Here is a 1697-nt window from a genome sequence, read left to right on the forward strand (position 1 = left end):
GCGGCAAAGCCGAGCGGAGACAGCTGCACCCCCTTGAAGTTTGCAACAAGGTTGCAGAATATTTTTCCGAACTTTGTCAAAGATTATTTTTCTCTTAGTGATTAACAACAAATGAAATATGATTAGAAGAATATCCTATTACTTATTATCAGCAGTCTTTGTGGCGGGCATGAGCGCCTGCGGAAGCAATGCGCACGACGGTCACGACCATGCAGACCATGAACATGCAGCCCACGACCACGAGCACAGCGAGGCGGAGGGACACGACCACGAGGCTGAGCTTGCAGGCAAAGAGGCGAAGGGCGCACATGCCGACGAGATAATACTCTCTGCGGAGAAAGCCCGTGCAGCCGGAGTGAAGGTGGAGGAGGTGAAGCCCAGCACGTTCCACGGCGTGATACACACGAGCGGAAAGGTGATGTCGGCATCGTGCGACGAGACCACCGTCGTGGCTACCATCAGCGGACGCGTGCAGTACAAGAACCACGTGAGCGAGGGACTGAAGGTGGCAAGCGGCACCACGCTGTTCTCCATCACCTCCGCCGGTATGCAGACCGCCGAGGGCGACCCCGTGCAACGTGCACGCATCGACTACGAGCGTGCCGAACGCGACTACACACGTGCGAAGATACTCATTAAGGACCGCATAATCAGCGAGAAGGATCTCGCCGTGGCGAAAGCCGAGTATGAGGCGGCGAAGCTCACATATAACAGTATGCAGCGCACGCGCAGCGCGGGTGGAGTAGTGGTGACGGCTCCGCGCAGCGGCTACGTGAAGCAGTGTCTCGTGAACGGTGGCGACTACGTAGAAGCCGGTCAGCCGCTCGCTATCATCACGCAGAACAAACACCTCTACCTGCGTGCCGAGATACCCGAGCGCCACTTCAATGAGCTGAACAAGATACGTTGCGCGAAGTTCCGCACGAGCTACAGCAAGCGTCTCTACGACATCACGGATATGGGCGGACGCATAAAGTCGTACGGTCGCTCGGCAGAGGTGAACAACTCGTACCTGCCCGTCATCTTCGAGTTCAACAACACGGGCGACGTTGTGCAGGGTTCTTACGCCGAGATATTCCTCATAACCCAAGACCGCCCGAACGTCATCACACTGCCCCTCACCGCCCTCACCGAGGAGCAGGGCATCCACTTCGTCTACGTGCAGATAGACGCGGAGGGCTACCGCAAGCAGGAGGTGACGCTCGGCGAGAGCGACGGCGAGCGTGTGGAGATACTCACGGGTGTGAAGCAGGGCGACCGCGTCGTGACGAAGGGTGCCGTGCAAGTACGATTGGCTTCGGCTGCGAACGCCATCCCAGCGCATAACCATAATCATTAATTTCTGAAGTAGACGAGGGACGGAATGCACAGAAGTTCTCTCAGGGGGTGCAGCAGTCTCTGCTGCACCAACCAAGCAAGCGGTGCGCAGTGTTGTTCCACAGAACACACTTAGGAGGGTATGGCATCCCTGCCATACCCACGCCACCCACTTAATAATCCTCCCACAGATGGCACAGATGTTTAGGTTGCGTAGTATTGTCCCACGGAACACGCAGAATACACAGAAGTTCTCCTCTGCAAGAAAATTCTGTGAATTCTGTGGGAGTACATTTCAGCAAGAGGCTTCTGTGTGTTCTGTGAATTCTGTGGGAAGATGCAATGGCAGCTCGGTTGGTGCAGCTGAGACAGCTGCACCC

The 1697-nt window shown here is 56.2% G+C and carries 1 protein-coding gene; it reads left to right on the forward strand.

Annotated features, from left to right (window positions below):
* Positions 1-121: 121 nt before the first annotated feature.
* Positions 122-1339, forward strand: coding sequence for an efflux RND transporter periplasmic adaptor subunit (locus HMPREF0673_RS12450; protein ID WP_040597034.1), 1218 nt, complete (start codon positions 122-124; stop codon positions 1337-1339).
* Positions 1340-1697: the final 358 nt, after the last annotated feature.

It is taken from the genome of Leyella stercorea DSM 18206, from assembly GCF_000235885.1.
GTDB classification, from domain to species: Bacteria; Bacteroidota; Bacteroidia; order Bacteroidales; family Bacteroidaceae; genus Prevotella; species Prevotella stercorea.